The organism is uncultured Tenacibaculum sp., assembly GCF_947498805.1.
GTDB lineage: Bacteria > Bacteroidota > Bacteroidia > Flavobacteriales > Flavobacteriaceae > Polaribacter.
This window is the reverse complement of sequence record NZ_CANMLT010000005.1, coordinates 167,305-191,360: the sequence shown is the minus strand read 5'-3', so window position 1 is coordinate 191,360 and position 24,056 is coordinate 167,305. Positions and strand designations below refer to the sequence as shown.

24 protein-coding genes and 1 tRNA gene are annotated in these 24,056 nt (G+C 29.6%); 7 read left to right on the top strand and 18 right to left on the bottom strand.

Annotated features, from left to right (window positions below):
* Positions 1–4 precede the first annotated feature (4 nt).
* Positions 5–1,312, bottom strand: coding sequence for a serine hydrolase (locus tag Q0873_RS11460; protein ID WP_299107296.1), 1,308 nt, complete (start codon positions 1,310–1,312; stop codon positions 5–7).
* 216 nt (positions 1,313–1,528) lie between these two features.
* On the opposite strand from Q0873_RS11460, the gene Q0873_RS11455 reads away from it, so the two are divergent.
* Complete coding sequence (locus tag Q0873_RS11455; protein WP_299107294.1) at positions 1,529–2,485, top strand: sensor histidine kinase; 957 nt, start codon at positions 1,529–1,531, stop codon at positions 2,483–2,485.
* Between the two features lies 1 nt (position 2,486).
* Entirely contained in the window at positions 2,487–3,188 is a 702-nt protein-coding gene (locus Q0873_RS11450) for a LytTR family DNA-binding domain-containing protein (protein ID WP_299107292.1), read from the top strand.
* Between the two features lie 36 nt (positions 3,189–3,224).
* On the opposite strand, the gene Q0873_RS11445 is transcribed toward Q0873_RS11450, so the two are convergent.
* From Q0873_RS11445 to Q0873_RS11400, 10 genes are all read right to left on the bottom strand, one after another.
* Positions 3,225–3,716 carry a hypothetical protein gene (locus Q0873_RS11445; RefSeq protein ID WP_299107290.1) on the bottom strand — a complete coding sequence of 164 codons (492 nt, stop codon included), beginning with the start codon at positions 3,714–3,716 and terminating at the stop codon, positions 3,225–3,227.
* A 978-nt stretch (positions 3,717–4,694) separates the two neighbouring features.
* Positions 4,695–5,438: a hypothetical protein gene (locus Q0873_RS11440; protein WP_299107288.1), complete on the bottom strand. Its 744-nt coding sequence runs from the start codon at positions 5,436–5,438 to the stop codon at positions 4,695–4,697.
* 174 nt (positions 5,439–5,612) lie between these two features.
* Entirely contained in the window at positions 5,613–5,945 is a 333-nt protein-coding gene (locus tag Q0873_RS11435; RefSeq protein WP_299107286.1) for a hypothetical protein, read from the bottom strand.
* A gap of 51 nt (positions 5,946–5,996) precedes the next feature.
* On the bottom strand, positions 5,997–6,800 hold the full coding sequence (locus Q0873_RS11430) for a hypothetical protein (RefSeq protein WP_299107284.1): 804 nt from the start codon (positions 6,798–6,800) through the stop codon (positions 5,997–5,999).
* A 117-nt stretch (positions 6,801–6,917) separates the two neighbouring features.
* Positions 6,918–7,463, bottom strand: a complete 546-nt coding sequence (locus Q0873_RS11425; protein WP_299107282.1) for an HAD family hydrolase — start codon at positions 7,461–7,463, stop codon at positions 6,918–6,920.
* Positions 7,464–7,548: 85 nt separating this feature from the next.
* A complete protein-coding gene (locus Q0873_RS11420) occupies positions 7,549–8,805 on the bottom strand; it encodes a serine hydrolase domain-containing protein (protein WP_299107280.1) in 1,257 nt (418 codons plus the stop codon).
* 225 nt (positions 8,806–9,030) lie between these two features.
* Positions 9,031–9,837: a hypothetical protein gene (locus tag Q0873_RS11415; RefSeq protein ID WP_299107279.1), complete on the bottom strand. Its 807-nt coding sequence runs from the start codon at positions 9,835–9,837 to the stop codon at positions 9,031–9,033.
* Positions 9,838–9,852: 15 nt separating this feature from the next.
* Positions 9,853–10,635: a hypothetical protein gene (locus Q0873_RS11410; RefSeq protein ID WP_299107278.1), complete on the bottom strand. Its 783-nt coding sequence runs from the start codon at positions 10,633–10,635 to the stop codon at positions 9,853–9,855.
* A gap of 175 nt (positions 10,636–10,810) precedes the next feature.
* On the bottom strand, positions 10,811–12,466 hold the full coding sequence (locus Q0873_RS11405) for a hypothetical protein (RefSeq protein ID WP_299107275.1): 1,656 nt from the start codon (positions 12,464–12,466) through the stop codon (positions 10,811–10,813).
* Positions 12,467–12,630: 164 nt separating this feature from the next.
* Positions 12,631–12,906, bottom strand: a complete 276-nt coding sequence (locus Q0873_RS11400; protein ID WP_299107272.1) for a hypothetical protein — start codon at positions 12,904–12,906, stop codon at positions 12,631–12,633.
* 547 nt (positions 12,907–13,453) lie between these two features.
* On the opposite strand from Q0873_RS11400, the gene Q0873_RS11395 reads away from it, so the two are divergent.
* From Q0873_RS11395 to Q0873_RS11380, 4 genes are all read left to right on the top strand, one after another.
* Entirely contained in the window at positions 13,454–14,455 is a 1,002-nt protein-coding gene (locus tag Q0873_RS11395; protein ID WP_299107270.1) for a helix-turn-helix domain-containing protein, read from the top strand.
* An 89-nt stretch (positions 14,456–14,544) separates the two neighbouring features.
* Entirely contained in the window at positions 14,545–15,069 is a 525-nt protein-coding gene (locus Q0873_RS11390) for a hypothetical protein (protein ID WP_299107268.1), read from the top strand.
* 4 nt (positions 15,070–15,073) lie between these two features.
* A complete protein-coding gene (locus Q0873_RS11385) occupies positions 15,074–15,673 on the top strand; it encodes a DinB family protein (RefSeq protein WP_299107265.1) in 600 nt (199 codons plus the stop codon).
* A gap of 10 nt (positions 15,674–15,683) precedes the next feature.
* Complete coding sequence (locus Q0873_RS11380) at positions 15,684–16,118, top strand: hypothetical protein (RefSeq protein ID WP_299107262.1); 435 nt, start codon at positions 15,684–15,686, stop codon at positions 16,116–16,118.
* Positions 16,119–16,217: 99 nt separating this feature from the next.
* Here the strand turns inward: Q0873_RS11380 and Q0873_RS11375 are convergent.
* Positions 16,218–16,292: transfer RNA gene (locus Q0873_RS11375), tRNA-Pro, on the bottom strand.
* A gap of 174 nt (positions 16,293–16,466) precedes the next feature.
* Between Q0873_RS11375 and trxB the strand changes: the two genes are divergently transcribed.
* A complete protein-coding gene (gene trxB / locus Q0873_RS11370) occupies positions 16,467–17,405 on the top strand; it encodes a thioredoxin-disulfide reductase (RefSeq protein ID WP_299107259.1) in 939 nt (312 codons plus the stop codon).
* 48 nt (positions 17,406–17,453) lie between these two features.
* Here trxB and Q0873_RS11365 read toward each other — a convergent pair whose 3' ends face one another.
* The 6 genes from Q0873_RS11365 to Q0873_RS11340 form a co-directional block, all read right to left on the bottom strand.
* Positions 17,454–19,553, bottom strand: a complete 2,100-nt coding sequence (locus Q0873_RS11365; RefSeq protein ID WP_299107256.1) for a DUF2306 domain-containing protein — start codon at positions 19,551–19,553, stop codon at positions 17,454–17,456.
* 148 nt (positions 19,554–19,701) lie between these two features.
* A complete protein-coding gene (locus tag Q0873_RS11360) occupies positions 19,702–20,442 on the bottom strand; it encodes a LytTR family DNA-binding domain-containing protein (protein WP_299107253.1) in 741 nt (246 codons plus the stop codon).
* A 134-nt stretch (positions 20,443–20,576) separates the two neighbouring features.
* On the bottom strand, positions 20,577–21,425 hold the full coding sequence (locus Q0873_RS11355; RefSeq protein ID WP_299107250.1) for a CPBP family intramembrane glutamic endopeptidase: 849 nt from the start codon (positions 21,423–21,425) through the stop codon (positions 20,577–20,579).
* A gap of 50 nt (positions 21,426–21,475) precedes the next feature.
* Positions 21,476–22,237 (bottom strand): helix-turn-helix domain-containing protein, encoded by a 762-nt coding sequence (locus tag Q0873_RS11350; RefSeq protein ID WP_299107247.1) that lies wholly within the window; start codon positions 22,235–22,237, stop codon positions 21,476–21,478.
* Between the two features lie 448 nt (positions 22,238–22,685).
* Positions 22,686–23,537 (bottom strand): GNAT family N-acetyltransferase, encoded by an 852-nt coding sequence (locus tag Q0873_RS11345; RefSeq protein ID WP_299107245.1) that lies wholly within the window; start codon positions 23,535–23,537, stop codon positions 22,686–22,688.
* On the bottom strand, positions 23,534–24,022 hold the full coding sequence (locus tag Q0873_RS11340) for a hypothetical protein (protein WP_299107243.1): 489 nt from the start codon (positions 24,020–24,022) through the stop codon (positions 23,534–23,536). Before Q0873_RS11340 ends, Q0873_RS11345 begins: the two co-directional genes overlap by 4 nt.
* Positions 24,023–24,056: the final 34 nt, after the last annotated feature.

The following is a 24,056-nucleotide window of genomic DNA, read 5'->3' as shown; positions in this document are numbered from 1 at the left end:
AATCTTAAGGTTTAATACGTTTAATAGTAGTTTCTAAACCATTTTGTCTAAAAGTCAATTCGTCATTTTTTTCAGGATTAACCTCTAGTTCTATTCCGAATGAACCATTGTATAATTTGTTTTTCTCTTTACTAACTAAGATTACTTGTGCTCCTTGAGCTGAAAAATAGAGATGATTGTTCTTTTCTATGATTTCCATTTGCATTTTCATACCATGAGTGTCAAATTGGTATTTTCCTAAGGCATTTTTAAAATCAGAAGTAATGTTGTTACTAAAAGTGGTAGTGGATGCTTTTCCATTTATAAAATCAAATAGTTCTTTCTTTAATATTTTTTGAAATGGAATAATTTCTCCGTTCGAGAAGAAAAGTACAAGCTTCTTTTCTTTCGGATTGTAATATTCTCTAAAGGCATATCCTAAGTTGTTTCCTCCGTGCCCAATATATTCGTCTTTGAATTTAATCATACCCAATCCGTAATCGGCATCATCAAAAGAAGTTAATAACTTCAAAGAGGCTTCAGAAAGTAATGTTTTTTTCTCAAATAAATGATGATAAAACAATTGCATGTCATGCAATGTAGATGCTACAGATCCTGCAGCATAGGCATAATTGTAAAAGAAACGGTGGTCTAAAAACTCAGAAACATCTTTACCACGATGTGTTGGAGGAGCAAGATTGTTTAAATTTTTAGAAAGATACGGGTAACTTTCATGCATGTTTGCTGGTTTGAAAATACGTTCCTGAAGTACATCAAAGTAACGTTTGTCAGCTACTTTTTCTAGTATTTTACCTAGTAAAATGTAATTGGTGTTACAATACTGGTACTTTCCAATTTTTTCTGAGTTACCCTTTGGAATTCTACTTAAAATGTTTTGGTTGTAGATACTGTCATTTTTTGCGAAATACTCTTCAGCATAATTACGACCAACCATTTCACCTAAACCACTTCGATGACGTAAAAGAGTTTCAATGGTTAAAGAACTGTCTACATTTTTAATAGGTTGTAAATAAGTTCCTATAGAATCTGAAAGTTTTAAGTTTCCGTTTTCAACCTCTTGCAGGATTAAGATAGCCGTCATTTTTTTTGTGGCACTCCCAATGTTAAAAACAGTATGTTCGTTGAAATTGTTCTTACCGATGTTAGCAATAGTTGTTTTTCCTTTCTTTTCTACTAGAACAGTAATGTTTTGATTTAACTCTGTTAAGTATGGAGTATATTTTTCGGTTAATTGTTGTAAAGTTTGCTGCCCAAAAGTAATTTGCTGAAATAGAAAGAATACTATAAAAATAATGAGTTTTAAAGATTTCATAATTAAAGTTTTAATGATTATTTGCTCAAAAGTGGGGTTATATCTGCTCAGAAAAAACTTAAGATGACGAACCCTTTTATAAAAATGATAAAGGGATGTTTTCAGTAATATCATGAAATCATGTCCTTTCACACTGATCTCAGATCCGTTTATCATTAAAAAGAGCGCTATTGAGATTTAAAACTTACTTTTATAAAGAATTTGAAGCTTGTAAAAATGTCAAAACTTGATACTCTTATTGATAATAAAGTTTTCCAAAATGTAGTCGTTTGGGGAATATTATTTTTCTTGATTGCAATAACGATAACAGCAGATAATAAATGGATAGCTTCCTTGTTTGTAATAGGGATTCTAGCTCCACCAATATATGTGAGTAATTTTTATATACTGCCGTATTTTAAGAATAAACCTTGGAAGTTTTTGGGGCTCTTTTTATTGAACACAATTGTGTTTTCTCTTATTTCAGTTTACATTGTTGGATTAGCGTTAGGAAAGCATCAATTCAAATCAATTATCAATTTTTTAGGTATTTTATTGTTGGCACTTTCATTTGCCGCAGCTTTAAAAATTGCTCGCGATAGCTTTGTTCGTAGACAAGAAGAAAAGAAGGCAGAATTGTACTTGTTAAAAGCACAATTAAATCCTCATTTTTTGTTTAATACGTTGAACAACTTATATGGTTTATCGGTAGTGAAATCGGATAAGTTACCAGGTTTAATGTTGAAGTTGTCAGATTTGTTAAGATATAGTTTGTACGATACATCAGCGGTTTTTGTGTCTTTAGAAAAAGAAATTAAATATTTAGAGAATTATATTTCTTTAGAGCGAATTAGATTGGAAAATGTTGAAATCGAAATGTCAATTCAGGGAGCGATTAATGAGAAAAAAATAGCACCCATGTTATTGATTGTGTTTGTAGAGAATGCATTTAAGCATTTAGGGGGTGCAAAAGAATGTGTAAAAATTTCTATGGTAGTTACTGAAAGTGAATTGCATTTTTCATGTATGAATACTGCAGAAGAAATTCCATCTGAGAATCTGGAAACAGGAAAGAGTGGTATTGGTTTGAAGAATGCTAAAAAAAGATTAACATTGTTATATCCGAATAACCATACTTTAAAAGTGAATAAAGAAGAAAATAGTTTTTTGGTAGATTTAAAATTGAATTTTTAATATGAAAGTACTTCGATGTCTATTAGCAGATGATGAGCCCATAGCGCGCCAAATTCTTGAAAATTATATAGAAGATATTCCTAATTTGGAATTGATTGCTTCTTGTAAAAATGCATTTGAAGTAATGGAGGTTTTGGAAAAAGAAACTATTGATGTGATGTTCTTAGATATCAATATGCCGAAATTATCTGGAATTAGTTTGTTAAAATCTATAAAAGACCGACCAGAGGTTATTATTACAACAGCCTATCCTGAATATGCTATTGAAGGCTTTGAATTGTCGGTAACTGATTATTTATTAAAACCTTTTTCTTTAGAACGTTTTTTGCAAGCCGTTACTAAGGTACGTAAGAAAACAATGGTGACCCAGCCTTCCATTTCTCCGGTAGCACCAAAAGAACAATCACTCTTTGTAAAAAGTGATAAGAAAACTATTAAGCTTAATTTAGAGGAAATCACCCATGTTGAAGCTTATGGAAACTATATCAAGATTTTTACAGATGAAATGATCTTAACACCATTGACCTTATCAGAATTCTTAGAAAAGCTTTCAGATGATTTTATCCGAATTCATAAATCATATGTGGTGAATTTTTATTATTTGAAATTGATTGATGGGAATCAGTTTGTGTTGCGAAATAATGTGAAACTTCCTATTGGAAAGTCATATAGAAAATTGGTTTCTGAGAAGATAGGGAGTTAGATTCCATTTCGGTTAGAGAACTTCGAATGGAATTAATTACATACGTTGCGGTAAGATATTTTTTTTGTTTTCTTTTAGCATATTTGATTTTCTCTCCATAGATATTATTCGACCATTTTTAATTTCTGTTCTAATTGCGATACTTTTTTTAAAAATTCTAAAATATTTATATTCCTTTTCACAGATTAATACTGTGTCAAAGCTATAATTGTCACCTGAAATTTCAACAACACTAATTTTTAGTTTTTTTTCATTCAGTTCAGCTGCTTTTTTCTTTTCAGAGTTTGTGTAAGTTGATTTAATATATGTATTAATTTTAGTCAGATATTTATTCAGGTTTTCAATTAGTTCATTGTATATTTTTATTTGTGGTGATAGATTTCCATTTGCTCCAGTTTTTAGATACAAGTCAAAAAACTGGTTGTTTTCATCATAAATAATCTCCGAAAAATATATTGAATTGATCAGTATAAAATCTCGCTTTATTTTTTCGATTGACAGCGCTTGCAATTTGTGAGATGTATTCATTGATGATTAGTTTTAGATGTTTTTCTAAGGTAAAATTTGAAAGCAATGTTTTTAGTTATTTCTGTAACTTTTTTTTGATTCAATACTTTTTAAGAAGTAATTAATTGAAAAATATAAAATCAATTTTATAAATACGGTGAAAAATAACAACTTGTATGCAAATACAGTTTCAAAAATATTCATATTGTTTCCATTTTGGATCCATGTATCTGGAATCCCATTTTTGGATAACACTATCATTAATATATCAAAACGTTCGAAGTCTAAGAAAAACATTAAGCTTAGAAAAATCCTTATTAAGTAATTTTTCTTGATGAAATTTATTCTAAACAATTGAGTTAAAAATAACCAGATTGTATATTGAATAATTACTATATATCTGTACTTAGGAGTATAGTTTGTTTGAGAATCTGTAAGGTTTAGAATTATATCTTGTGATATAAATAGCACAAACCATATAATTCCAATTTTAGGAATTGAATTGACTATTCGATTATCAACTTGTGTAACGGTTTCTTGTTTCCATTTAGATAATTTAAAAACAAAAACGATTATAGAAAATATAGCAAAAGTTGCAAAAAAGTCAATTCTGATTAATTCTATTATGTATTGAGTTATTCTGTGCAATTGTTTAACGTTTTATAGTTTTCTTGTATTAGGATAGTAGCAGCTTTAAGACCACAAACTTTTGAATTTAGATCATAGTTTATTGTTCTTAGTAAAGTTTTCGTGATTGTTTTTATTTGTGGTGTTAGATTTCCATTTGCTCCAATTTTAAGATACAAGTCAAAAAAATGGTTGTTTTCATCATAAATAATCTCCGAAAAATATATTGAATTAATCAGTGTGAAATTTCGCTTTATTTTTTCGATTGATAGCGCTTGCAATTTATGAGATGTATTCATTGATGATTAGTTTTAGATGTTTTTCTAAGGGGAAAATTTAACCCTAATTAATTGTAAACTTTAGAGGTTGTAGTTAATTGTCAAATTCCCCTAACCAACTTAGTTCTTCATTCCAATTACTTTCTTTGTAGTTGTAAACTTCAAATACTTTATTAATAGGATAGGTTAATAGTATAGATTTAATAGAGTCAACTTGTTTTTTAGATACTCTTTTATCTATGAATAAAACGTATCTTAATTGTTCCATCTCATTATGTGTAAATTGTGTTTCAAACTGAAGTGTTTGCTGAATTAGATTATTTAGGTTTTTAGAGTAGTCAGTTTTAGTAATGAGTTTATCTTTTTCCTTGGTTATATAGATGTTGAAGTTGAATTCATTGTTTTTAATTGGGATTATTCTTTTTTTTCTTTTTTTTAATTCAATTTTAAGACCAATTTTATTTTCAAAGTATTCATAAGCATTATTAATTTTTCTTAGTTTAATATAAAGTATAGAATCATTTTTAGATTTTAATAATAACGTGTCTTTAGTTAGGTTAAACTTAAAATTAATGGCGTTTTCATTACTTAGCACAGTTGTGTCTCCGCGTAAAAGTGTTTGTTTAATTTTTGAACCTTTAATTTTCCATTTGTTGGAATATGAACCATTCATTAAAGAATTATCAATTACCATTGAGTCTTTAAAAAATGAAATATCTATTTGTGCGTTTGTGTCAGAGGTAGTGCTCCAATTTCCAATAAAATCAGATTTTTTAATTCCTTTTTTACAGGATAAACAAACAAGTAAAAATGTAATTAATAGTGTTGTCTTTTTCATAATTATGGGTTATGTTTTCTTTTAGCTATAAGTTACTGAAGGGTAAATTTTGTAGTTTCTTCGTAATGAGGTTTTTTAGTAATTAAAAGTAAATTCTAAACTGTGCTTGGCGCAGTCGAAGTATAGTCGAGTCTACCTTAATTACATTTATATATTGTTGTGTAAAGTAAGATTTCATTCTAATTCCATTTTATTATCTACAATTTTAGTCAGAAGAGGGGTTCCTTTAGCAGAAGGATTCCATCCTAATAAAAGAGCTTGCTTTATCCAATTAGAAATGTCAGAAGGTTTTATTGGATTTTCTGTCTTTGTTTCTATGTCATTTGGATGTTTTCGGTCTGTATGAATAAACAAAGTAGATCCTGGTTTTTCTTGTAATTCAATAGCCATATGTAATTTTCCAATTCCATAATCAGTCTGAGAATATATTGCTTTTTTACGAATCAACCATTTAAAGTTTTGATCATTCACATGTATCGTTCGGGTTCCTTTTTGAGGCATAGCCATTTTAATCTTATTGTAAACAACGGTTAGTGTAAAATACGTTTTAATGCATTTCTATATTTTGGTATGCTCTTTTTTTATTTTTTCAACTATAGTTTTTATTAGTTCATCGTTATGCGTACATCTTCTACAAGTTTTTGCAAATCCTTTTTTATTACCAATTATATCTATAAGTTTAAAAATACTTTTATCAAAAACAACTCCATCTTTCCTTAAAGTTAAAATTCCATCAATTGCGTAGAGTTGAATTTCGACAACAGTCGATTTTAACCATTTTACTAATTCTTCAGAGTCTTTCGAATTTAGCAGTTGGTTAAGTTTTCCTCTGTATCCAGGTACTCCTCTTACACGTCCACAAATGCGTCCATAAACAATACCTGATTCAAATAATTCATTATGATTTAATGGCTGTGAATATACTTTTTCGAATGCTGATTCTAATTCTCTCATCATTTTATTTGAGTTTTCACTTAGAACCATTTCTTTAGGAATCCATTCACCGTTTGATTTTACATTTTTGAGTCTAGTTAGTTTGTAAAAAGCTATGTCTCCACCTTTCTTTTTAATCAGTTTTAAATTGTAATTATATACAGTATAATTTAAGACTGTTTCTTCTTTTTTAACCGTTTTAGTAAACTTGATATCCTGCTCAAAAAAATCATTTACTAATTCTCTTTCCAGCACAGTTCGCCATTTATACTTTATTTTATCAGTAGACTTTTTCTGAAAATCATTTAGACAATCTTCTATCTCTTGATATTTAAAATTTTGACAATAAGTATGTAGTTTTTCCTCTTCCTGAGCAAAAACTTTTGTAAAGGAAAAAGTTAGCAATATGATATAAATTATTCTCTTCATCTTAAGTGAGTATAACGGTCTCGTCTATAATTTCGTTGATTCAAAACTATAATCAATCATGGTAATTGCTGTGTGTTAGTTTTTTTATTCGTTTAATTGTTTCCAACATTTTGAACTTCATATTCTATTTCGCCAACCTCTTTTTTCAATTCTTCGTACATTTTCTGAATCTTTTATTGTTTTAAGAAATTCAGATAATAAATTTAATTCATTGTCACTTTGATTTCCTTTAAATGGCATGATATAAATTGCATTGCCAAAATTGTCTCTTGTTTTTTCTGGTGAATCATCTACAATCAAAGACTTTTCAAGTCTGAAGCCTTGTTTTTTAATTTTTTTTAATCGTTTTTCATGGACATATCTGTCTAATTCATAGTTACGTCTCGGGGTACATCGGCTACGAGCCCAAACAAATTCAAATTTTATTTCTGGAGGTTTGATTAATTTTACAATATCGTTCACATATTTATCGTCAGCAGAAGACCAAACAGCAAGCTCAAAATACTGATTCATTTCAATCAGAAATTCAATTAAATTAGGTCGTTTGTAAATATAATATTGGGCATACTGAAAGTCATAATTTATTTCAAGTTTTGTTTCAGTTGCATGAATAAGGGTTTCGTCTAAATCAAGAATTAATAATATTTTTTCTTTCTCTTTCAAATTACTTATAACATTTTTTTGCAAAGACCGTTGTTTTGAGTTTATATTTTGGTTTGCAACTTTTACACTGTGTTATTTGTAGACCTTAGTTGTTTAGTTTGTCCGAGTATTCAACTATTTTATCCCAGATGGCATAATATTCTTGTTCTTTTTTTCGATCACCCAAATCTGTATTTACAACTATATACATTCCTTTCAGTGTTTTTTTGTTAAAATACATCCAGGTTGAAACTCCAGCATCCCCTCCAGAGTGGCCAACAAAACCTAAAGCACTATGGCCAATAAAAATAGCAGGATTATAATCTCCATCATAAGGATGCCCTGCGTTACGTTCGCCTTCTTCAAAATGATTTTCGGTTAGTTGTTCTTTATAGAGTTCTTTATAGCTATCTTTATTTAAAATCGTTCCTTTTCCAATAAACCCTTTAATCAATTCATTAAGGTATTTTGCCATATCATTACTTGAAGATATAAGCATTCCATCTGGATATGTAATTGCCGTATAAAAGGGTAATAAAGATTTATCATCTCTGTATAGCCTTGAATGATTAGAGATATTGACATCATTTAGCGACCAACCTGTTGAATTCATTTTGAGTGGCTTTAAAATGTATTTGGCAGTAAATTTATCAAATGACATTCCAGTTGCTTTTTCAATTATTAATGCGGCCAATGTGGCTCCTATATTTGAATAATTAAACTTTGTTCCTGGTTTAAAATTGATAAAATTATCATCCTGATAATTTACTCCATCCTTTTCTAAATAACCTTTCAAATAATCTTCCATTGGGATATTTTTATCCCAAGAGTTTAATTTCTGAGAATGATAATCTGTCCTAATATTTTCTAAATTTTGGTTATTAGCGATAACCCAGGCTTTTTCCATATACTGCTCTGTATCGTTTATAGCGGAGGTATGAGTAGCAAGATGTCTTATAGTGATAACTTCATCTGGATAATTAGGGTTTCTTACCTTAAATGGTAAATAATTTTCAATTGGGTCGTCAAGATTTAGTTTACCAATTTCTTTTGCTTTCATTAAAGAAACACCTATCAAAGTTTTAGAAACTGAAGCAATATGCTGTATCGTATTTTTAGTATACTTTTCTTTGGTTTCTACATTAGAAAGCCCAAAACCGTTTTCGTAAAGAATTCCGTTTTGATTAGCTATTGCCACTGAAAACCCAATTATATCTCCATTTTTTTGAATTGAGTCTAATTCTGCTGTTAAAGATTTTATAACAATTTGATTTTCATTTGAAGATGAGTTGTTCTTCTTTTCTTTGTGATTACATGATAAAAATGTGGTTCCAAAAAGCAATGCGATAATTATTTTTTTCATGTGTTTGTTTTTTTAAGACTAAATGGTTTGATTTCTATTTCAGTTCTGTTTTTTGCTTTGATATAAAGCTTTCTTATAGTCATTTAGCTAATGGGGAAGTTAGCGATTATTATTGGTTTAAACGCAAGACTTAGCAATTCTATGTTGATTATAGCTTCTGTTGAGTGAAGTCGAAGAATACTAGAAACTGATGCGACTGTGGTTATATATTGTTAACTATAGTTTTTATTTTTTTAATTTTCTTTTCCCATTATCTAATTCAGTCATCTTTTCTTTTTTTAGTAGAAACTTTAAATCTTTAAATTCAATCCATTTAGAACTTGATAAAGTAGGAGTTAAGTTATCACTTTTGGTCAAAGTTTGTGAATTTAAAATCAATGTATCATTTCTGTTTTTCCAGAAACCTTCAGTAAAATTTGAATTGTGTCCTTTTCTGTTCCAAAATTTAAATGTTCTGTCTTCAGCTAGGAATAATTCAATTCCCTTATAACTTTTATTGTATCCATTGAACTTCCCATAGAATTGATGTGTTTTTCTATTTGGAGGTTCAATTTTCATCAAAGCATACATCTTATTGTTAAATATTTCGATAAAATCTTCATCTCTACCAGAGCCAATACAACTATGACAAAACTTTAAGTTGATAACCTCAATATTTTTTAGTCTGAAAGTGTCAAACATTTTGTTTGGACAACCGGAAAACCCTCCAACTATACTTATCAATATTTTTTTTCCATCAACAAACAATTCTTTTGCGATTTGTTCAATTCTATTTTCCAACCATTTTTTGTCATTATCAGATAGTTTTAAGTCTTCTTTAAATTCATAATAGAGTTTTAAACTCCCAATCGTATTTAAGCTGCCTTTTAAAATTGGGCTTTGGAGTTTATGAATAGAATCAGCTTTTAGATTTTGTGGAATATAGTTTAGTAAATCAGAATACTCTTTTTTATACAGAGTTGATGATTCAGGGCTTTGAGCATAAATTAAAGTACTGAAAATAAAACTTAATATGAAAATCGCATTTCTCAAATGATGGGTGTAGTATTATTTCAATAATTCGATTTGAAATTTCGTAGCATCAAAAATCATTTGGAAAACTTCCAAGTTAATTGCGTTTTTATTTTGTTCAAATAACATAGTCAAGTGTTCAGTTTGCTTTGTGATTTTGTCGTTTTCTCCTTTAAAAATGTGATATTTTAGGAGAATTAAGTTTGCTAGAAGTTTATCATATACATTTAAATAACCTTGGTTCAGGTATTCTTTTATGGAGCTTTCTGTTTTGGAATCATTATCAGAGAGTTCATCGAATAGATAAGCACTTGCCAAATTAGGATTATCCATAGTTGAGTAATTATTCTGATTTGACATATCGTTTCTGTAAGTCATTTTGTTTCCATTTAGAAAATACCATCTGGTGTAAGAATCATTTTCTATTTTAATTTCTTTTTCAAATTCTTTTTTCTTTACTGTCCAATTTGTAAAAGCGATTAAAAGTACAGTTCCGTCATTTTTCTTTAAAATGGTAAATCGAATTAAGTAATTTCTCTTTCCTGGTTTTTCAATTTCTACATCTAATTTGTTCTCTGGTGAAACGTATTTTTTAAGAGCTTTTAAAATAGAAGCAACCTCTTCAGTTGTTGCTTCTGGAAATAATTTTTCTCTTAAGAACAAGTCAACGTATAAATAATGAGTCAAGTAAAAATCATCTGCTTTTAAATAGTTCGCTTCAGTTAAATGTTTGGTTTTGATGTTAATTTTGTTGGATTGAGCATATCCAAAATTTGTAAAAATTGCTAAAAGCAATAGTGTGGTTATTTTCTTTTTCATGCTAATGGTTTTTTTGTGTAAAAATTACTTGTATATAATTTTCCGTTGAAGAGATTCAGACGTTATAATTATCCTGTTTTCATTTTGTTAAAATTCAAAACCCTTCAGTTTTTAATATCTGATTTTTATTTAGTATGAGATTGCAATAAATTATACATTTTGTTGGAGACCAACATTAGTCTATTTCAAATTTAAATAAGTATGTTTGGGCTTTGTAGTATGGGTCTGTCGCGTACTTAACATTTGATTGATTTGCTCGAGAATAAATTAGAGTTTTATCATCTGAAAATGTTACAGAATTTAATATAAAAGTTCCTTCAGGTATTCCTTTAAACTCGTATGCAATACTTAAATCTGAATAGTTGTAGATTTTTTCATAATCTGCCAAATAATTATTCTTTGTACTACATGCCTTAATAGCAGTATTAAATGTTCTAATGACATTCAAATCTAAATCTAATTGATAATTTTCCCAAAAAATACTTTGGTTATCATTAGATAATAAGATGAACGGATATGGGTGTGAGACACCGTTTGGCCAAATAGGGTAATTTGTATCTAAATTAATAGAATTTCCACTTACCGACATTTTATACATTCTTCCGTTGCTAGTATTGCTTTCTCCAGCATATAAGGTGTTGTTTGTTGAATTGAATTCGATATCACCATGACTTAATCCACCGGTTTGAGCCCTAACTAAATCTCCATTATTACCATTATATATCCAGAAGGTAGTAGAACCTGATGTTGGAGGGTCTCTATGACAGTAGAGAAGGTTGTTATTTCCAACTTCTATTTTGTGAATTCCCCATCCGCTAGTATGGGTTGGAAAAGTTTTTGCTTCAAGTGTGTTCAGGTTAACTTTGGTGAGTTTATCAACTCTCTCTTGACATAAAAATAGGTGTTCTCCGTCAGGAGAAATATCTAAATCAGCAAAAATATCATCTTTTAATATATGAGTATTGATTTTAAAGGTTTGATCATTTACATCAATAATTAACAAACCATAAACATCAGATTCGTAACTTTTATTACCAACTAAGGCATACAGTTTTTCTCTTGAAGGGTCTTTTATTATTTTAGAAATATAATAAGGAAAGTCAATAAAAATACCAGGGTGCATACTTTCAATATTGCTTCCTATAACATGGTCATAATTTTCATTTGTTTCAACTATAACTTGATATACTTTTTTTTCTACGAGCGAATCAAAATTTGTTACCTCATACTCTAATTTATTAATGTCGTTAATTTCTGTTATAGGAATAAATCCTTCGCCATAAATTTTGTATGAAACAAAGTCACTACCTTCATATTTTGTCCAATCTAACTTTACAGATGTACCTGTGCTTAATGTTTTAAGCTTTATGTTGTTAGATAGTATTATTGAGTCTTTTATATTTATATTTTCACTTGGAATTGAAGCCTCAAAAAATACGGTGTGAACTCCTTTAGTTAATTTTTTTTCAACTTCACTTTCAAAAGCTTCATCAGGATTCCCTTGAAACAAAATTCCATCAATATTACTTCTCCAAATTAATTGAATATCAGTGTTTTTTAATTCTGCTGAGTTATTTCCATAGCTAATGTTGATACTCCCATTAAAAACTTTTAAGTCTTCTGGTTTCTCAAAAATACCTTCATAACCTTGTTTATGATAAGAGTAATCTCTTTTTTGAGATGGAGAGTTAATTTTAGCAGTGAAGTTTGTGATGTTTAAAACTGGTTTTGAAACCTCATTTTCATTAGTCTCATCTATAGTTGTTTCATTATTTGAACTACAATTAATTGTAAGTGCTAAAATAAGAAGAAGGTAAATTTTTCTTTTCATAGTTTTTTAATATTAAGCTTCTAGATAATTTTTTAAGTAAAATTATTTTCAATTTTTTTAGCAAATGTAATTAAAAATTATTGGTTTTTGTTTTTTAGTAAACAAGTTCTAAAATGAACAAAACCGAGTAATTAATTGTATATTTTTATGATGTGTAGTTATCCTTATTCTTCTTTGATATCTCGATTTACTTGAAGTATAGTTTTAAAATTAAGTAGTTCATTTTTTGCTACTGATTCGTATTCAAACTCTGCGAACAATTCACAAATAACTTCATATTTGTCTTTTTCGATCTGTCTAAATTTCATGTTTTTAATATCACTAGGGGTATGTCTAGTACCAATATAGATTGATGATTGCGTATCATCTTCTGGAGTTGTAACTATATTGATTCTATCTAATTCAAAAGGATTATTTATATCTAATTGAATCCATTCCATAACAATTGAAGTTTCTTTTGACTGTGGTCAAAACTTAATAAACTGAATCAAATGATTCTAGAGGAATTATAAATTTATAATATAAAGTTCTTTTGAGTCCAATATTTATGTTTTCAAACTAATAAGAGGATATTTCGCCGTGTTTAGCCTTGGTTTTATTTTGTAAATCAATTCAGGGTAATGCTTGAAGTAATTAATCTATTAGGTCATCATCCATTTCAATAAACTTCCCAATCGCATAAATTTATTTTTCAAGTCAGAATTAACGTTTAACTCCTATTCAGATATAATACTAAGTAGATATTCTAATGCTAAAGAGTTACTATTATTATTTAAATAAGATTTTATATTGCTTTGAATTGCAGATTTTGCCTTTTGATTTATTCTTAATTTTTCTAAAATTGAAAATAATAGCTTTACAAGCATTTTTAATTTAGTGAATTAGAAGATTAAATTATTAAAGGATACATGTTTTTAAAAAGATTTTGGAGCAGAATTGTTGAGTTTTACGAAATCAATACTTAACTTTTAAAATTTAAATTAAACGATGTTAACAACTGGTCTTATCTTAGTGCTTGCTACTCTTGGATTGGCACAAGGATTATTTTTAAGTTTTTATGTTTTTACTCTTAAAAATGGAAGTAGAAAAAAGCATTTTTTTCTGGGACTTTTTTTATTGGGGTTGACAATTAGAGTAGGTAAGTCGGTATTGAACTATTATGTACCTCTAGAAAACTGGCAAAATAACATAGGGATTTCTGGAATATTAATAGCCTCTCCAGCGTTATGGTTGTATGGTGTAACTCTTTTTGAAAAAAATAAAGAGGTAACGTTTAAAATGTATTTGCATTTTCTGCCATTTTTTTTGTTTCTATTTTTAATTCCGTTTGTGCCAAGAGAAGGGCATTTTGAGTCATTTTGGAATTATGGAATAGTTGTATTTCATTTACTTTTTTATCTTATCGTATCTTGGAATTATCTTTATAAGAATAAATCAAAAGTTAACGAGAATTTATTTAGTTGGTATCGAAAAATTTTAATCGGAGCAACGCTTATTTGGATACACTATGTTGGAAATTTATTGGATTTCACTTACTATTATATTAGAGGACCCATATTCTATTCCTTGTTAATTTATGCCTTTAGTTACCTTTTTTTGCATCAACATCGTTTGCAAATTCAAAAATACAGTAGCTCTCACTTAGATAAAAAAGATTCTCAATCCTTATTCCAACAAATTATAAGACTTTTTAAAAGTGAAAGCATTTATCTTAATGATAAAGTGAGCCTTGATATTGTTGCAGAAAAGTTGCAGGTAAAATCAAGAGACATTTCACAAGCGATCAACGAAAACACAGAACAGAATTTTTATGATTTTGTGAATCAATATCGTGTGGAAAAAGCAAAAGAACTTCTTAAAGACCCTGTGTTTAAAAATGAAAAAATTGCCACTATTGCTTATGAATCTGGCTTTGGAAATGTTACTTCTTTTAATTTAGCATTTAAAAAGAGAACCGGAGTTACACCATCCGTTTATAAAAAACAATAAGCTGTTTTTTCGTTAAAAGGAACATGTATTTTAAAGTGTTTTAGTTCAATTATACTGAGTTTTGTTTCATTCATCAGTATAATTTAATTATGAACAGAAAAAAGTTTATGTATGGTTCGTTGGTTGGATTGGGGGCAGCAATAGTTTTACCAACCTATTTTTATTCATTGTCTAAAAAAGAGCAATTTAATAGTGGTAATAAGGAGCCTACTCAATTAAATAAAAAGCTCATTAAAGATTTTGTAATTGCCGCACACTCTAAGTTAGCGTTGGTTAAGGAGATGGTGAACGAATATCCTAACTTGATATACGCTGCTTACGATTGGGGAAATGGAGACTATGAAGAAGCTATTGAAGGAGCGGCACATATGGGAAATAAAGAAATTGTAAACTTCTTTATAGATAATGGAGCTAGGGCAAACCTTTTTGCACTTACCATGCTAGGTAAAATGAATTTAGTAAAACCAATACTAGAAAACTATCCGAAATTACTTTATGCCAAAGGACCACATGGACTCACTTTGTTGCATCATGCACAAGTAGGAGGAGCTAGAGATCTTGAAGGTTTTCTCATGGCTCAAGGTTTAACAAAACGAATGATAAAAATTAAATAATATTATGAGAAAGATTATTGCAATGTTAGTAATATCGTTTTTATCTGTTCAATGTAAAGATACTACTACGTTGACCGCAAAAGAACGTGAATTTGCTATTACGGAATTAAATAAATCAAAGGATAATTTATTGAAGGCTATTAAAGATTTAAATGAAGCACAGTTTTATTTTAAAGTCGATGAAAATACTTGGTCTATTGCAGAATGTGTAGAGCATGTTACATTGTTTGTAGATGAAGTTTTTGAAATATTGGATGAATCTCTTGAACTTCCAGCAAATCCTGATAGGCGTAAAGATGTTAAGTTTTCAGATAATGAGTTGCTATTGTTTGTACAAGACAGAACTACGAAATCTAAAACTCAAGAAGAGTTTCAGCCTAATAAAACTTATGAAAATCCTTCTGAAACAATTGATATTTTCCAAGAGAAACTAGAAAAGCATATAGCTTATTTAGAAAATACAAAAGATGATTTACGAAATCATTATGTGAATTTCGGAACTGTGGATGCTTATCAGATTTTTTTATACATGGCTGCTCACACAAATAGGCATATAGCACAAATAGAAGAAATTAAAAAGAACAAACATTTTTCTAAAAACTAAAAGTAATCATATGAAAAGAGTTTTAATTTTAAGCATATTGTTTTTTGCGACAATGGCATGTAAAGAAGGTTCAAAGACAAATACTTTGGCAGAGAGTTCTCAAAATTATTCAGACTTATCTCCTTTAGAGGTTGTAAATAAAAGGATGAATTATTTTAATAAGCATAACTATGAAGAGTTTATAAAGCTTTACGACAAAAATGTAGCGGTTTATACGTATCCTGATAAATTGATGGGAAAGGGTTCTGATAGATTGAGTTCAATTTTTAAAACTGATTTTGAGAATAAGTCAGTGTCGGTAAAAATTGAAAATCAAATGTTTAATGGTCCCTATGTTATCAACCATGAAATTGTAACCCAAAATGGTAAAGAGCAAAAGTATATTTCTATTTATAAAGTAGAAAGAGGACTTATTAGTAGTGTAAGCTTTGTAAGAGAGTTTTAAAACTTAATAAGTTTAAGTAAATGAGTTATTTATGGGTTGGGAAGTAATGTTATTAAAAGTAAAAAAGCCTAATTAGAAAATCTAATTAGGCTTTTTAAGTCGGGGTGGCAGGATTCGAACCTGCGACCTCCGCGTCCCAAACGCGGCGCGATAACCGGGCTACGCTACACCCCGAATAATTATCGGACTGCAAATGTATAAAAAATACTTAATTCGAAAGCAAAAAAATGAAAAAAATATTTTAGTTGTAAGATAACCTTTCTTTATCGTCTAATAATCAAATTATATTTCAAAAAATTACGATAGAAATAAAAAAAAATTACATTTGTATCTCAAAATTTAAAAACGATGGCAGAAAAAATAAAATGTTTGATTATAGGTTCAGGTCCTGCAGGTTATACCGCAGCTATCTATGCTGCTAGAGCAGACATGAAACCAGTGATGTATACAGGAATGCAAATGGGAGGGCAGTTAACAACAACTACAGAAGTTGATAACTTTCCAGGGTATCCGAATGGAACTGATGGTACAGCTATGATGGAAGATTTAAAAAATCAAGCTGAACGTTTTGGAACTGAAGTTCGTTTTGGAATGGCTACTAGCGTAGAACTTTCAAAAGAAGAAGGAGGAATTCATAAGGTTGTTGTAGATGAATCTACAGAATTAGAAGCTGAAACAGTGATTATTTCTACTGGAGCAACTGCAAAATATTTAGGATTAGAAAGCGAACAACGTTTAATTGGTGGTGGAGTTTCGGCTTGTGCTACTTGTGACGGATTCTTTTATAAAGGACAAGATGTAATTGTTGTAGGTGCAGGAGATACTGCTGCAGAAGAAGCTACGTATTTAGCAAACATCTGTAACAAAGTTACTATGTTAGTTCGTAAAGACTATATGCGTGCTTCAAAAGCAATGCAACACCGTGTAAGTAAAACTGAAAACATTGAGGTATTATATAATACTGAGATTGATGAAGTTTTAGGAGACAATGTTGTAGAAGGAGTTCGTGCAGTAAATAATCAAACTGGAGATAAGAAAGATATTCCTGTTACAGGAGTGTTTATTGCAATTGGTCATACACCAAACACACAATTATTTAAAGGTGTGTTAGATATGGATGATACAGGATATTTAATTACTAAAGGAAAGTCTACAAAAACAAACTTACCTGGTGTATTCGCAGCAGGTGATGTACAAGATAAAGAATACCGTCAAGCAGTTACTGCTGCTGGTACAGGATGTATGGCTGCTTTAGATGCTGAACGTTATTTAGGTGCTTTAGAATAAAAGCTCGATTTATATAAATTAAAAAGCTTCCTATTAAGGAAGCTTTTTTTATGGAGTAGCATTTAGTTCTTCAATCATTTTGGTTGCTTCTGGATTTTCTGAATTCCATTTTAAGGACTCCTTAAAAGCTTTCAAAGCCTCCTCTTTTCTGTTTAACTTTAGTAAACTATTTCCGTAATAATTATAAATACGATGTGTATAGTAACCATGGTTCGGATATAGTTTTAAGTTTAATTCAAAAAACTTAATGGCATCTTCATAATTTCCTTTATCGGCAAGTGATTGTCCGTATTCATTTATCAGGCGTTCTGAAATGGCATATTCCGATTCTTTATTGTATTCACTTTTAATAAATTCAAGAATTTCCTCAGTTGATTTTTTTGGTGCTAGCTCTGCAATTAATTTTCTATTAAGCATAAGCTTTCTTAGAATCCACCAATAGCGCCATGAAGGAGTTTTAGTTCTGTCGGAAAGATTGGTGTGTGTTAAATAATCGAGTTTGGTTTTATGAGCGATTACCACATTTCTTTTTGGTATGACTGTAATGAATTGCCCCGATCGATCCCATGATGTGTAGGCCCCTTCAAAATCTGGATTGTCATAAAAACGTTCAAAAAGCCACCAAGAATACCCGTAGGATTGTTGCATCGGGCTAGAGATATCTCTACCTAATCTAACTCTTACAGAATCTTTAGAAATAGCTGTTGAAGTCATTTTATCGATCCAATTTTTAGAAACAACCTGTTTACCATCCCATGTTCCTTTTTGCAATAAGAGTTGACCTATTTTAGCCATATCTCGAGTAGAGAGATGCATTTGATAAGTGGTGAACATCGATTTTTTTAAATCTCTGGTTGTATATTGATTTTTAATATTCCAATCTTGAAACCCTAAAGGAATGGCCAATTGACTTTCTAACTCCCAATGCAGATTGTTTCTAGTTTTGTCTTGAAGAATAGAGCTAGCAACGTTATAATCCCAATTATTTATCATAAAATAATCTCCTGGTTTTACGGACCCTCGTTCTCGTTCTCTTGGGAAAGTATACACGTACCTTTGAATTTTAGGATGCAATACGCCCGATGTTGAGGTAAGAAGATTTTCTATGGTTGCTTGTTTTTCAATAGCTAACAAGCCGTTATATTCGTTGATGTTATTCGCTTTAAGTGTTTCTTGTAAATTAATAGTACCATTTTCCACATATTTTCCAAAAAGCAAACTTATAAGTCCTGCTTTAGAATCTTTGATGTCACTAATTTCAGAAACATCACCATATTCAAACACAACTTTACCGTTTTCCAATACTATCATACTGGTGGTTTCTGATTCTTCTTTTAAATAGTCATGTAGCTCTTTAAACTTTTCTTTTGAAAAGTAGGAAGTATCATCTATGGTTATTTTTGCGATGGCTGTTCCTTGGAAAGAAGGTTTACTATAAAACCAAGTTTGTAAGCTTGTATAGGATAAAATAAGCATAATCACAGCAATAGCGGCAGTTCCTTTTAAAACAGCTTCAATTTTATACTTTTTATAATAATAGCGCACAGTATCTTTTTTATGGATAATCAAATAAGCTACAAAAAAATTAGGAATCCAACTTAACCAAACAGAAATTCCATAGGCTAAGTCAAAATTTTTGGTAATTGAAATCAGCATTGGTAACCAAAAACGCAATGTTACAGCGGCAAAAGTACCTGCATAGCTATAAGTCATGTATTCTTTATGAGCAGCGACATCTCCTTTTCTAATGGTTCTGTAACCCATATAGGTTGCTGCTATCCAAAGAAGAGCTCCAAAGGTAAAACCTATTTCAGTTGGTAGCCCACCTCTAGCAAAGAAGCCTATGTAAAATCCAACTGGTCCTGCAATAAGAATAGCCCCTACATAAATCTTACCTATGATTCTATGAAATTTAGGGTATTTCTTTCTAATCTGACCTATGAATTGAATCCAACCAATTAATAAGGCAATTCCTCCGAAAGCAATATGAATAAAAAAAGAAGTTTTATAAATAAGACTGTTTAATACTTCTTGTGGTTTCATAGCTAATAGATCTATTGGACCATCAGCAAGAAAATATTTTAAAGGTCTTGTAACACCAATAAATAAGCAAAAGCAAATAAATATAAGCCATAATAATCTTTTCATTTTTTGATAAGTTTTTTGAGTTTTATGGACCCAAAATAGAATCTAAAAAGAAGGATGTACTAGAAAAGAATTACGAAGGTATAAAACCTCTTTTATTTGGTTAAAATAAAGGGATGTGGTATAAAATAGCCTTTTTTTGGTACGAATTTTATAGGTTAAGTAGGTTGTTTTTATAGCTTTTTGAAACAGGAAGTTCCAGTTGAGCAAGGAAGATTGTATTGGTATCTTTCCAAGACTTAAAGTACGTTGGGTTGATTAAATGTGACCTATGAATTTGGATAAGAAAATCAAAATCTGTTTGAATTTTTTTCAAAGTACTCCTAATCAATTTTGTTTTTAACTCTTCGTTTTCCATGTAGAAGATTTCTACATAATTTTGAGCATTAGAAACACAAACTAACTCAGCTTGTTTAATTTTTAAGAAATCTAATTTATTGCTTCCTTTAATGATAATTTCTTTTGTTTCTTCTTTAGAAATTAGTTTAAGAGTATATTTCCTAGCTATAACAATTATTGGAGTTAGAATTAAAAAAACATTAATAATTATCTTGAAAAAAAACTCAGGGAAATGGTAAATCCCTTTTATAAATGAACTTTTATAAAAAGCGTAGGTAATAATTGTATACAGTGTATATAGAATAATATAGGTGCAAACCTCATAAAGAAGTGTCCATTTTTTAGTCTTATTATACGTGATTTTTTGTAGAAAACTAATAGTAAAGTAACTTATGAAAATAGCAAGACCAAACCCTGTACTTACCTTTAACCATATTTTTAAATCCATATAACCATGTTCAAAGGGTCTAGCTAAGATGCTAAACAAGAAGCTCCAAATGGTTAATACAATGGCTACAATCGTGTGGTGTTCTACTGATGGGTTTAATTTCATTGATTCAAAAAAATACGTGCTAAAATTACATTTTAAATTGAATAAAAAAAGAAATTACTATTTCTTTAAAGCTAAATAAGAAAAAGTCACCCTGAGTAAAGAGCGACTTTCTTTTTTCAATAACAATTTTCCCACTACACTTTTTGGATACTTTGTAGTTTTACTTTTTTTATTTTTCTCCAGTATAAGAAACCAAATATTAAGATTAAATCTACGCACACAAAATTACTTAACATAGCAAATGCAAATTCATCTTTCAATTCAGTAATTGATAATGCTATTGCATTAAAATGATTGTTTGCACCATGTGCTAAAGCAGCAATGATTATTGAGTGTCTATTAAAACCTACATAAGCAATAATTAAAGAGAAAGCTACACATACTAATGGGTAGGTAATGAAAGCTTCCATATAGGGGTGGTTCGGGAAATTGTATCCTTTTAATGCCACAGGTAAGTGCCAAAATGCCCATATAAAACCAAGAATAACCACTCCTTTTATTTCTCCAAAGGCATTCATTAATTTTTCCTGTAGATAACCTCTCCAGCCAATTTCTTCTCCCATAACCAAAAAACTTGTAGCTAAATACCCTAAGGCTATTACTAATACAATTTCAGTAGTACTTCCTAAGATAGCCCAATTGGGTGCAGAACGATATCCTAGTTCTACTTGACAATAGAAACCAATGATTACATAGATTAAAGGAATGACAATGGCCAAAAGAGTACCTTTTAATGAAGGCTTAAAAAAGCGTAAAGATTTCCAGTTTCCACCTTCTTTTTTATTAATTATGATGGCAATTATAGCCGGTAAGAATCCATAGACTAAAGAAAAAACGGTTCTAAAAATAAGGTCTGAAAAATTAAAGATGTTTAAAAACAAGAAACCAAGTCCCCAAGAAACACCTAATATCCAGAGTGTATATTTTTTGGCTTTTTTTAGGTTTGTTTTTTGATCTGTGTTGCTGTTGATTGTTGTATTCATAATTGTTGTTACTCATTTAAATTTTGAGCAAAACAACTGATAAACAATCGTTAAATCGACTCACTGGAAGCAATGAGACTTTTTTCTATGCTTTTTTTGAATTGTAGCGGTGTTATTCCTTCCTGTTGTTTGAAAACTCTATTAAAAGTTGCTTTTGAATTAAATCCTGCATCAAATGCGATAGCCAATAGTGTTAGGTTTTCAAATTGTTTATTACGAATGTTTTCTTTAAAATGTTCAATTCGATAAGAGTTTACATATTCGTAAAAAGTAGTGTCAAGAGAAGTGTTCAGATAGTTTGAAAGTTTTTTATCCGTAGTTGCTAATTGAATCGCAGTTTCTCTTAATGTAAGATTTTGATTTTTATAAATCTGTTGGATTTTGAAAAGTTCTTCGAGTTTCTTTTGTAATTCAGGAGAGGTATTTACTGCTGAAGGTGGTTGCTCCGTTTTAATTTCCTCTATTTCTAAATTGTTATCACTTACAGATGGTTCTCTTTGTAGAAGAAATACATGTGTTTGATGTAAACTATAATACCCAATATACCATATTAAACAGGCTAAAAAAGTAAGGTTAAGAAATAATATTACCTCTAGAGAAGGATACACAAGAAGTATTCCTCCCGAAATAAAATCTATAACAACAAAAGAAATCAAGCCATAAATCCAAATAGAAAGCCATTTTAAATCAATTCCTCTACTATAAGAGTAGTTTTCTTTTACTTGTTTTCTGTATTTTTTTAAAAGTTTAAAACTTAAAACTAAGTGGTAAATAAAATATACAAAACCAATAAATGGAATGATAAAACTCATTAAAACCAGTTTGTTTTCTAATGAGTTATTGGAATTAGTTAATAGATATTTAGGGACAGTGAATAGTAAGATGGAGATAAAAAATGGGATTAACTCTTTTACTATTTTTTGTGAATTGATTTTTGGGTTGTAGATAGACTTTATATAATTAAGTAACAATGGGCCCAAAGCCATGGGGATAATAGTTCCTATTGGTAAAATGACAAACAAAAAGCTTGAATTGTTGATGTAGTACGCAGCGTAGGTTAGAAATAATGCCAGTAAACACCCAATAATTCCAATTAGAATTTTGTTAGAAAAATGCTGCTGGGTTCGTTTTATTAGTAGTATTATTAATAATATACAAAGACTAGAACCTGAGTATAAAAGAAAAGTGAAAAGCTCTTTCAAGAGTAGCAGTTTTTAGATGTTTTTGCTACACAAAGATAAAAATGTAAGCTTGTTTTACTTAGATTTTAGTGTTTAATTTTAGTTCCATTTCCAATTGATCTAGGGTGTTTTTAAGACCTAAGTGTTCAAAGAAGCCATTTAACTTTTTAGAGTTTTTATCGACATTAATTACAGATACTACACTTTCATTACCGTTTAGCAAAGCACTCATTAGTGAGGTCCCGATTTTTTGTTTTCGGAACTCTGAGTAAACCGCTATTTGTTGTATTCTTTGGCTTGTAGGATTGTAGATAATATATCCAACGAGTTTATTTTGAACATATGCTCCCAAAGAGATATTGCTCGATTTTAAAGTGTTTAGTGTATTGTTTGAATTTTGCCAAGTAGGAGAGACGTTCCAAAAGGATTGCATCAATTGCCAATCATAAGTATCAATAGGTTTGATTTCAATGGCAGGGTTGGTCATGGTTATATTAACTATTCCTTTATAACAAGCTAAGGTTCTTTTTACTTTAAAACCTGATTTTTCATAGGATTTAATTGCTTGAACATTATTAGAGATGACTTCCAATATGAGTTTATCAATTCCTTTCTCTTTTAAAAGAGGTAAAATAAAGGAGTACATCTGTTTGGTGAGTCCTGCACCTCTATTTTCAGGAATAACTCCTGTACCACCATTATACACTACCTTTTTATTATCAATTGTATCAAAACCATGTAAGATAAAAGCTACTAGTTTTTCGTTTTCAAAAGCACCTACAGATAAAGATAAGTCACTTCTGTCTGCCTTCATCTTATCTACTAACTGTTCATGTGTCAGTTTGAAAGGAATAAAATAATCAGAAAAGGAATGGTTAAAAACTTCTAAGATTTCTTGTGAGCTTATTCCTTCTAGGGTTTTGATAGTCATGTTAATGTTTTTATCGTTGTAATTATGTTACGAGATTCTTCAATTAATGTACTCTCAAGTTTTTGAGTAAGTAAAGGTAAATTGTCAAAATCGGGAGTCTCTTCAATAATTGCTTCTAAAATCGAATATTTGGGCATTTCACTTTTATTTTTATTCCATTCAGAGTCTTTGAGTAATTCCCAGTATTCTTTTTGAACTTTTATAGTATTACCAAGTAACCAAATTTCAAAGCGCATTTCTACATGGTTTAAGACCAGACCAAGCTTAAGTTTTTTACTTTTTAAAAAATCATTGGTATAATAAAAATAAGTATAATCCATATAGCCATGAAGAATACCAGTAAATGAATATTGATCGGAAAGATTTTTTATAAAGTCTACCCTTAGTTTCATCACAAATTTCACCAATGCATTATAAGCAATGAGAATATCGCCTTTATCAAGTTGCTCTTTGTATTTAGCTACATAATAGTTTAGGTTTTTCATGTTTACGATTTTTCATAAGTACACTTGTATGTTG

What these genes read in the sequence shown, in the direction of transcription:
- Q0873_RS11430 (WP_299107284.1), bottom strand. Translation starts at nt 6,800, where the DNA reads ATGAAGAGAATAATTTATATCATATTGCTAACTTTTTCCTTTACAAAA.
- Q0873_RS11420 (WP_299107280.1), bottom strand. Translation starts at nt 8,805, where the DNA reads ATGAAAAAAATAATTATCGCATTGCTTTTTGGAACCACATTTTTATCA.
- Q0873_RS11400 (WP_299107272.1), bottom strand. Translation starts at nt 12,906, where the DNA reads ATGGAATGGATTCAATTAGATATAAATAATCCTTTTGAATTAGATAGA.
- Q0873_RS11385 (WP_299107265.1), top strand. Translation starts at nt 15,074, where the DNA reads ATGAGAAAGATTATTGCAATGTTAGTAATATCGTTTTTATCTGTTCAA.
- Q0873_RS11405 (WP_299107275.1), bottom strand. Translation starts at nt 12,466, where the DNA reads ATGAAAAGAAAAATTTACCTTCTTCTTATTTTAGCACTTACAATTAAT.
- Q0873_RS11390 (WP_299107268.1), top strand. Translation starts at nt 14,545, where the DNA reads ATGAACAGAAAAAAGTTTATGTATGGTTCGTTGGTTGGATTGGGGGCA.
- Q0873_RS11455 (WP_299107294.1), top strand. Translation starts at nt 1,529, where the DNA reads ATGTCAAAACTTGATACTCTTATTGATAATAAAGTTTTCCAAAATGTA.
- trxB (WP_299107259.1), top strand. Translation starts at nt 16,467, where the DNA reads ATGGCAGAAAAAATAAAATGTTTGATTATAGGTTCAGGTCCTGCAGGT.
- Q0873_RS11360 (WP_299107253.1), bottom strand. Translation starts at nt 20,442, where the DNA reads ATGAAATTAAACCCATCAGTAGAACACCACACGATTGTAGCCATTGTA.
- Q0873_RS11380 (WP_299107262.1), top strand. Translation starts at nt 15,684, where the DNA reads ATGAAAAGAGTTTTAATTTTAAGCATATTGTTTTTTGCGACAATGGCA.
- Q0873_RS11440 (WP_299107288.1), bottom strand. Translation starts at nt 5,438, where the DNA reads ATGAAAAAGACAACACTATTAATTACATTTTTACTTGTTTGTTTATCC.
- Q0873_RS11340 (WP_299107243.1), bottom strand. Translation starts at nt 24,022, where the DNA reads ATGAAAAACCTAAACTATTATGTAGCTAAATACAAAGAGCAACTTGAT.
- Q0873_RS11410 (WP_299107278.1), bottom strand. Translation starts at nt 10,635, where the DNA reads ATGAAAAAGAAAATAACCACACTATTGCTTTTAGCAATTTTTACAAAT.
- Q0873_RS11445 (WP_299107290.1), bottom strand. Translation starts at nt 3,716, where the DNA reads ATGAATACATCTCACAAATTGCAAGCGCTGTCAATCGAAAAAATAAAG.
- Q0873_RS11460 (WP_299107296.1), bottom strand. Translation starts at nt 1,312, where the DNA reads ATGAAATCTTTAAAACTCATTATTTTTATAGTATTCTTTCTATTTCAG.
- Q0873_RS11355 (WP_299107250.1), bottom strand. Translation starts at nt 21,425, where the DNA reads ATGAATACAACAATCAACAGCAACACAGATCAAAAAACAAACCTAAAA.
- Q0873_RS11345 (WP_299107245.1), bottom strand. Translation starts at nt 23,537, where the DNA reads ATGACTATCAAAACCCTAGAAGGAATAAGCTCACAAGAAATCTTAGAA.
- Q0873_RS11395 (WP_299107270.1), top strand. Translation starts at nt 13,454, where the DNA reads ATGTTAACAACTGGTCTTATCTTAGTGCTTGCTACTCTTGGATTGGCA.
- Q0873_RS11450 (WP_299107292.1), top strand. Translation starts at nt 2,487, where the DNA reads ATGAAAGTACTTCGATGTCTATTAGCAGATGATGAGCCCATAGCGCGC.
- Q0873_RS11435 (WP_299107286.1), bottom strand. Translation starts at nt 5,945, where the DNA reads ATGGCTATGCCTCAAAAAGGAACCCGAACGATACATGTGAATGATCAA.
- Q0873_RS11350 (WP_299107247.1), bottom strand. Translation starts at nt 22,237, where the DNA reads ATGAGTTTTATCATTCCATTTATTGGTTTTGTATATTTTATTTACCAC.
- Q0873_RS11365 (WP_299107256.1), bottom strand. Translation starts at nt 19,553, where the DNA reads ATGAAAAGATTATTATGGCTTATATTTATTTGCTTTTGCTTATTTATT.